Source organism: Thermoclostridium caenicola (assembly GCF_900142095.1).
GTDB classification, from domain to species: domain Bacteria; phylum Bacillota; class Clostridia; order DSM-8532; family DSM-8532; genus Thermoclostridium_A; species Thermoclostridium_A caenicola.
This window is the reverse complement of sequence record NZ_FQZP01000074.1, coordinates 1-6,758: the sequence shown is the minus strand read 5'-3', so window position 1 is coordinate 6,758 and position 6,758 is coordinate 1. Positions and strand designations below refer to the sequence as shown.

The window sequence follows — 6,758 nt, the reverse complement described above, 5'->3', positions numbered from 1 at the left end:
CATCCTCCTCGGTTTGGTATTTGTTTAGCAACTATATTTTACCGAGGTATGAGCTTTGGCTCAACTCCTTTTTACACCATTATATAGACTTAATCCATGCCACAAGATGGAAGAGCAGATCATGTCATGATGTATGTTGGAAATGGCAAATGCATAGATATTGGAAATAAAGGAGGAGTCCGAATTATACCTATTAATTTTCACTGGACAAGCCCCGAAGGTGTCAATGCATATGGTACGGAAATGGTAGTTACAGTAAGAAGATTTATTCAAGATGATGGTACATTGTTCATTATACCCGATGAATGGAAATCAAAGAGGTGAAATCCGTGAATAAAAGAAAAATTGCTTTTTTATGTTGGGGGATTTTAATTATTTCCGGATGTATGGTACGAATCGATCCAGATAGCAGAACTACAGGGATTTTGCCTGCGACAGCAAGTCCGACTGCGCCAAGCCCGGAAACAACGCCATTGATTATGCCTGATATATCGTCAACCACAACGGACTTTTCCTCAGAACCCCCTGCTGAAGAACCTGTGATAGTTGATAATTTGCAGGAAGAGCCTAAACTTTATACATATGAGGAAATAGCAAAAATGCTTCCTCCGGACAGAAAACTTCAGTTGATAGAGCAAGAGAAAGAACGTTTTGAAAAGGCATTGGAAACGCTAAACAACGAATATTCATTCTATAATCTAATAATGGCCAAATGGAATGAGAATATTGCATATTCTTACTATGTATCCGATGTATCTCCTGGATATAAAATATTTTTCAAAGATAAATATCCTATTGCAATTAACTATTTGGAGCAAGAAACATCTACATATCCCATATTTTTTGGGCACAGCAGCAAGGATTTTGTAACTTTTTTCTGCATATCGCAACCGCTTGGTGAAGTTTCTCAAGAATGTCAAGAGGCCTTATCAAGGATTCGAGGACTGGAAAATGAATTGGAGTTTTTGAAGGGCCTGGCTTCCTTGACAGAGAAACATGGTTATTTTGCGCTTGATATTTATGTCGAAGATGGCCTCCAAGCGAACAGGATTTTGCCCTATAGTGGAATCAAATTATATTGGAAGGGCGATGGGATGCGTGTTGATGATCGTGAACGTATAAATAGCATACATGAGCCAATAGATGATCCAGAACTGGATGCTTATCTAAAAAAATACGGGAGGGAGATAAATTATATAAAAGAGTTAAAAGACAGGGAATGGAACCTGATTTTGTTTCCTAAGCAAACTGAACCGCCTTTATTGTTTTACCTATATCTTGATTCCTATGGCCCTCAGGGAATACTGTTTGGCAGATAGAAAAATATTCTCATTAAATAAACAGACTAATATCATCAAAGGAAATTCACACGTTAATGCATCAGGCTCAATAGGGCGGGAAATGTTCAAACGTATAGATGGTTTGCTTCTGACGGAAAAGGAAAAGAGCCTGAAAGAAATTTGACATTTCGTGTCATTAATCTCTATTGACGCATCTGATGTATAAGAATGTTTACAATTTTATTTAGGTGAACCTGTTTAGATGAAATTTGGAGAGAAAACATACTAACAAGCAACAGTAGGTAATAACGTTTATATTAGTGGTGCCAACCTCACAACAGGCCATGGGAAGACTATATATGCAAAAATTTAAAATCTATTTAGATTATCATTGATTCCCGTTTGGATTTATAATGAAAATGGAGAACTGATAGATAATGATTTACCCAAAGAATTATCAACTGATGAGGATATAGACAATGCATTCGTAGAAATTCATATATATGATGGTCTTTTCCTGAATAACTCCACGGAGTTTCGATATATCGGGTTCAAGAGTGAATCTGACAAACAAAGATTCTTGAAAAAGTTAGATGAAAGCCAAGACTGGTGATACATATATCATTGAAAAGGAAACTGATATTTAAAATAATAAAAAGGACGGCGTTATGCCGTCCGGAGAATTGCTATTCCACGATAAACAACCGCTGTTTTTCAATGGGTGTCAGTGCCCTTCCCTTGAGCTGCCTTTCCGCTTCATCCAGAAGACCTTGTGTATCATAGAGAGGGAGGACGAACAATTTCTCAAAGAAGTCCACGTACAGGCGTCCGGATTTCGGCTTGATTGCTTTAAGGCTACGTACGTGGCCTATCGGTTTATGGGTTTCGGCATGCCAGATATAGGATTCGGTCAAACCAACGATGATATAGATATTCCTGTCCTGGATGAACTGAATGTCTTTTACGTTTTCAATCTTTTTGTCCAGCATGCCCACAAGCTTTCCGTCCGCCGCATTATAACGCCCGATGGTGTGGTCGGAGAATGAAATAAAGAGCGTTGTGCCCGAAGGATCAAAGAAAACGGCTTCCGGCTTTGGTCCGGTAAATTCGATAGTCAGCTTTTCCTCCAGGCTGCCGGTATCATACAGCTTGACGCTTTGCTTTTCGCTGATGCAGGCCAGCATGCTGTTGTCACGGCTGAGGCGGAGTCCGGTGAGATCGCCTGTTTCCACTTCCTTGACAATGGTCTGACCGGCTATATCAAGGAGGGCCAGCCCCCTGGAGGTATTCAGGATCATTTTGCTGTTGTCACTGAAGAACAAGGCTTCCCATACAAATTGCTTAGGCAGTGTTGCCACAGCTTCAAAATCTGCGGTTTTCACGATCCGGTCTTCCTGCTTGCCGGAAAGGAAGCATAACGACCCGTCCGGGCTCAGCACGGTGCTGTATACGCTCTGGATGTTTTCTTCACGGATAAGCTCCAGGGTGGCGGAATCGTAAAGGAGGAGCCGTTCATCATTCGTAAGGATTATGAACTTGTTTCCGTTATCCACCGGATGGATCTTGCTGATCCTGGTGCCCAAATGGGAGGTGGCAACGGGTTCCGCCTTTTCCAGATCCCACAGGATTATCTCGCCGTAATCTGAGCAGGATACCACGTACCTGTCGTCTTCCGGCACAATGACATCCTTGATAAAATCGGAATGGCCTTCGAGCAAAAGGGCGTTATCATTATTGAAGAACCGCATGAAAACGACATCCTTTTCACTCCTGAAAGCAACCAGGCCGGGTACGAAATCCAGATCATAGATGAACATGCCCATGGCCCGATGTTCCATGTCATATTCTTTTCCGTCGATGGTCCAGAACCTGAGGTTACCATCCCGGGTTGCTGAGATGATCAGATCGCTGACGATGTAATAGTCTGAGATGATGACGCCATGGTTGCAGATATGCCTTGACCCGTCAGGAATATTGAGAATAACCAGTTCATCATCACCTTCATAAACCAGTTTGCTGCTGTCTGCCGGGGCGAAGGAAGGGTTGCCCATTACATCACTGGTGCTGGTGCTGTAGAGGAGATTCCCGGAAGCGTCAAAAACGTTCAGGATGTAATAGTTGGATGCATCCGGATTAAAGGACATGACAGCCACTTTTCCATCCGGGGCGACGTCAAGACCAATGACATAATCATGCCCTGCCGGATATATCCGCTCAATTTCCTTCCGGTCCAGGTCAACCTTAACTGCTCTACCGTCGTCAATGGTAAAGAAGATGTACCGGCCGCTTTCATCAAAGGTGATATGGGAGCCGTATACACGGCTGCTCCCAGGGAGCAGGCTGTTTAAGGGTATATCCATGATCGGCTGCCCTGTGGCAGTGTCCAGGACGATAAGATCGCTGTAAACAAGGGCCGCTTTGCTGTTATCGGCACTTATCGCCAGGTCCGATAAAGACCTGATTTTATAGGACCATTTCTCCTGCATGGATTCAACGTCGAGACAGTGGACACCGCCGCTGGCCTGGAAGATTAGCGTTCTGTCATCAATAAAATGGAGCGGAACAATTATGGTTTTATGGATGGTATAATCATTCAGCAGCATGCCGTTTTCCGCATTCCAGATATGTATGACATCATCTGTGACCGTGGCGGCTTTCCTGCCGTCGGGACTTAAGGCAAATCCACGTACCGGTTCATCATGCCGGAGCATGAGCTCTGCCTGCAGTTCTGAACCATAGGTCACTTTATAGACGCCAAGCGCCTGGGAAAGGGCATACTCCGCTTCCTCCACATAGGGACGTTCCGGATTGGCAAGATTTTTGGGAAGCGCTTCCCGGGCAACCAGTACGGCACCCAGCCGGTCACCCTGGGCAAGGTAGGTTTGTGCAATATCCGACAGGTAGAGGGATTGTCCTATCAACGTCTTCTGGACCTGTATTTCCAAAAGCCTTGCATGCTCTTCCACTTCACGCGACTTCTGCTCCACCTGCTCCGATTTTTCCTTGATCACCTCGGCCTGCTGCTTAATCAGTGCAGCCTGATAGGTGCTGTAAGAGCCGAAGAGCAAGAAGAAGGCGGATAAGGCAAAGGACAGGGTGAGGATGCGCTTGATCCTGCGCTCCCTGTGCCGCTGCTTCAGATCGTCGAACCGGCAGTTGAGGATGGGGGCCAGAAGGCGAAGCACCTCGGTCTTCAGCTTCTTCTTCATCCCCTTAAGGTCTTCCGCACGGATATCGGCTGCCAGGGGCTCGATTTCCTCCACCACTTCGGCCACCGTTCCGTCTTCCTGAACCACCTGTTTCTTCACAAACCGGAGCTGCTCCGGGAAAGACTCTGCCGGTTCCCCTTCGATGAGCAGCGGCAGGATCCGGTCATGCCCGTGCAGCGCCGCAAAGGTTTCAATCTCCTTGCAAACCCACTGGGAAGCAGGTGTCCTGGGAGAGCAAATAACAATCAGGTGCTCCGAGTTTTCCAGGGCTTCCTGAATGCTTTGAGCCAGATTGGATGAAGTGGGGAGTTCTTCGCGGTCCCTGAACACGCGGCCCACCTTTTTCTGGCTGCCCATTTTCACAACAGCCTTGGGCACCCGGTAGGTTTCCAGCATCCTGTGAAGCTTTTCCGCTATGGTTTTATCCGGCTCGGTGTGCCTGTAACTGATAAATGCGTCGTATTTATAGGTTTGCAAGTCACATACCCCCTGTATTGGCTTAATTATACATTACAGAAAAGCGGTCTGGCCGTCAATCGGTTTGATTCCGGCGGGTTGCAGGCCGGTTCCTCATTTTCTGCGGATGTTCGCGCCAAAATAAGTGTGGTATATATATTATGAGGAATATGATCTGAACGGACAGGTGATACGATTGCTGTATGATGCCATTATCATTGGACGCGGCCCCGCCGGGATATCCTGCGCCATTTATACCACAAGGGCTAACCTGAAAACCCTTGTCATAGGAAAAAATGACAGTGTCCTGCTCAAGGCGGGGAAGGTGGAGAACTATTACGGTTTTGAAGAACCCGTCAGCGGCAGGCAGCTCCTGGAGGCCGGCGAAAAGCAGGCCTTGCGCCTTGGGGCGCAGATTGTTGCCGATGAGGTGGTGGGCCTCGAAAAGCTCGATCATTTCACGGTGAAGTGTGTCAACGGCGAGTACCGGGGAAAAACCGTGCTGCTGGCTCCCGGGGCCCCGGTTGCCAAAGCGCCTGTTCCGGGGATTGAGGCCTATGAAGGAATGGGGGTCAGCTATTGCACCACCTGTGACGGTTTCTTCTACCGGAACAGAAAGGTGGGCGTACTGGGCTATACGGATTATGCGGTGCATGAGGCCATGGAACTCCTCGCCTTCACCAGGGATGTCACGATTTTTACCAACGGCAGGGATCTCAGCATCTCCCCGGCTTTCAGGGAACAGATGGATGCTTTCAGGATCAATACCGGGAAGATCAAAGGCCTGTACGGCGAGGGCGGCCTGGAGGGCATCCTTTTTGAGGATGGCACACAAGAAGCGTTGGATGGCTTGTTTGTGGCCTATGGTAGCGCTTCGGGGGTCAATTTTGCCATGAAAATGGGAATTCTGATGAACGGAAAGTCCATCGCTTTCAATGAAAGGATGGAAACCAATATCAGCGGGCTGTTCACGGCTGGGGACTGTACGGGCGTATTCAAGCAGATCGCGGTTGCCGTAGGCCAGGGAGCCCTGGCGGCCAGGGGCATGATCGAATATGTCAGGAAGCTGGGGAAACCAGCGGAATAAAACAAAAACAGCGTTCCTGCTGAACGCTGCCTGCTTAGGGAATCTATATAAATTTGGGAATTGTATGCCGCTCCATAAAGGAGCGAAAAGGGGGCCGAAAATCCATTTGCTGCTGCGTTTTATGCTGCGATTTCAGGGGATCTCACTTGTTTCATCAATCAGTCAATCGAAACTGCGTCATTTGCTTCAACAGTTTTTATTATAATCAAATCGTCCGTGGAATATAATGATGAAATGCAACAAAATTTCATGGCTATCCCGTGCGCCCGTCGTGCAAAATAGAGGAATAATATTCAACAAAAAACCGCTACATCTCGATGTAGTTTTTGTAATCCAACCGGTTCTTTTCACAAAACGCCATTAAAGAGAATATCATCTTCTTGCCCCCTCCTACGCCGGTTTTCAGGAACCTGTACAGATGGGCGGGATCCACTCCCAGTTCCCTTCCAAACCGGTTGTAGTTGCCATTGCAATAATTCTTCATCAGTTCCATCATCTTGTCTCTGCTCAATCTGGGCTTCATAGACCTCATACTCCTCGAAGGTTTATTGCATGGGGTGGTTTGTCCAACCACCAGCTTAAGATATAATATCCTTAATTTTGCCATTTGTAAAGAGTGTATCCTGAACAGTGTCTTTATCGTATGATAATTTCACCCTTAAGATTATCGCGTGAATATTTCACCCCCCACATATATTTGATAGTCTTAAAGGATGGTATACACAA

Annotated in this window: 5 protein-coding genes; 3 read left to right on the top strand and 2 right to left on the bottom strand. The window is 46.4% G+C overall.

Going from position 1 to position 6,758, the window contains the following annotated elements; genetic code table 11:
- The first annotated feature begins 126 nt into the window (after positions 1–126).
- Positions 127–324, top strand: coding sequence for a hypothetical protein (locus F3H12_RS12605; RefSeq protein ID WP_149679674.1), 198 nt, complete (start codon positions 127–129; stop codon positions 322–324).
- A gap of 5 nt (positions 325–329) precedes the next feature.
- Positions 330–1,319, top strand: a complete 990-nt coding sequence (locus tag F3H12_RS12600; RefSeq protein WP_149679673.1) for a hypothetical protein — start codon at positions 330–332, stop codon at positions 1,317–1,319.
- Between the two features lie 647 nt (positions 1,320–1,966).
- Here F3H12_RS12600 and F3H12_RS12590 read toward each other — a convergent pair.
- Positions 1,967–4,966 (bottom strand): toll/interleukin-1 receptor domain-containing protein, encoded by a 3,000-nt coding sequence (locus tag F3H12_RS12590; RefSeq protein ID WP_149679672.1) that lies wholly within the window; start codon positions 4,964–4,966, stop codon positions 1,967–1,969.
- A gap of 124 nt (positions 4,967–5,090) precedes the next feature.
- Between F3H12_RS12590 and F3H12_RS12585 the strand changes: the two genes are divergently transcribed.
- Complete coding sequence (locus tag F3H12_RS12585) at positions 5,091–6,032, top strand: NAD(P)/FAD-dependent oxidoreductase (RefSeq protein WP_479694082.1); 942 nt, start codon at positions 5,091–5,093, stop codon at positions 6,030–6,032.
- Between the two features lie 307 nt (positions 6,033–6,339).
- Here the strand turns inward: F3H12_RS12585 and F3H12_RS12580 are convergent, their stop codons facing one another.
- Positions 6,340–6,555 (bottom strand): hypothetical protein, encoded by a 216-nt coding sequence (locus F3H12_RS12580; protein ID WP_149679671.1) that lies wholly within the window; start codon positions 6,553–6,555, stop codon positions 6,340–6,342.
- Positions 6,556–6,758: the final 203 nt, after the last annotated feature.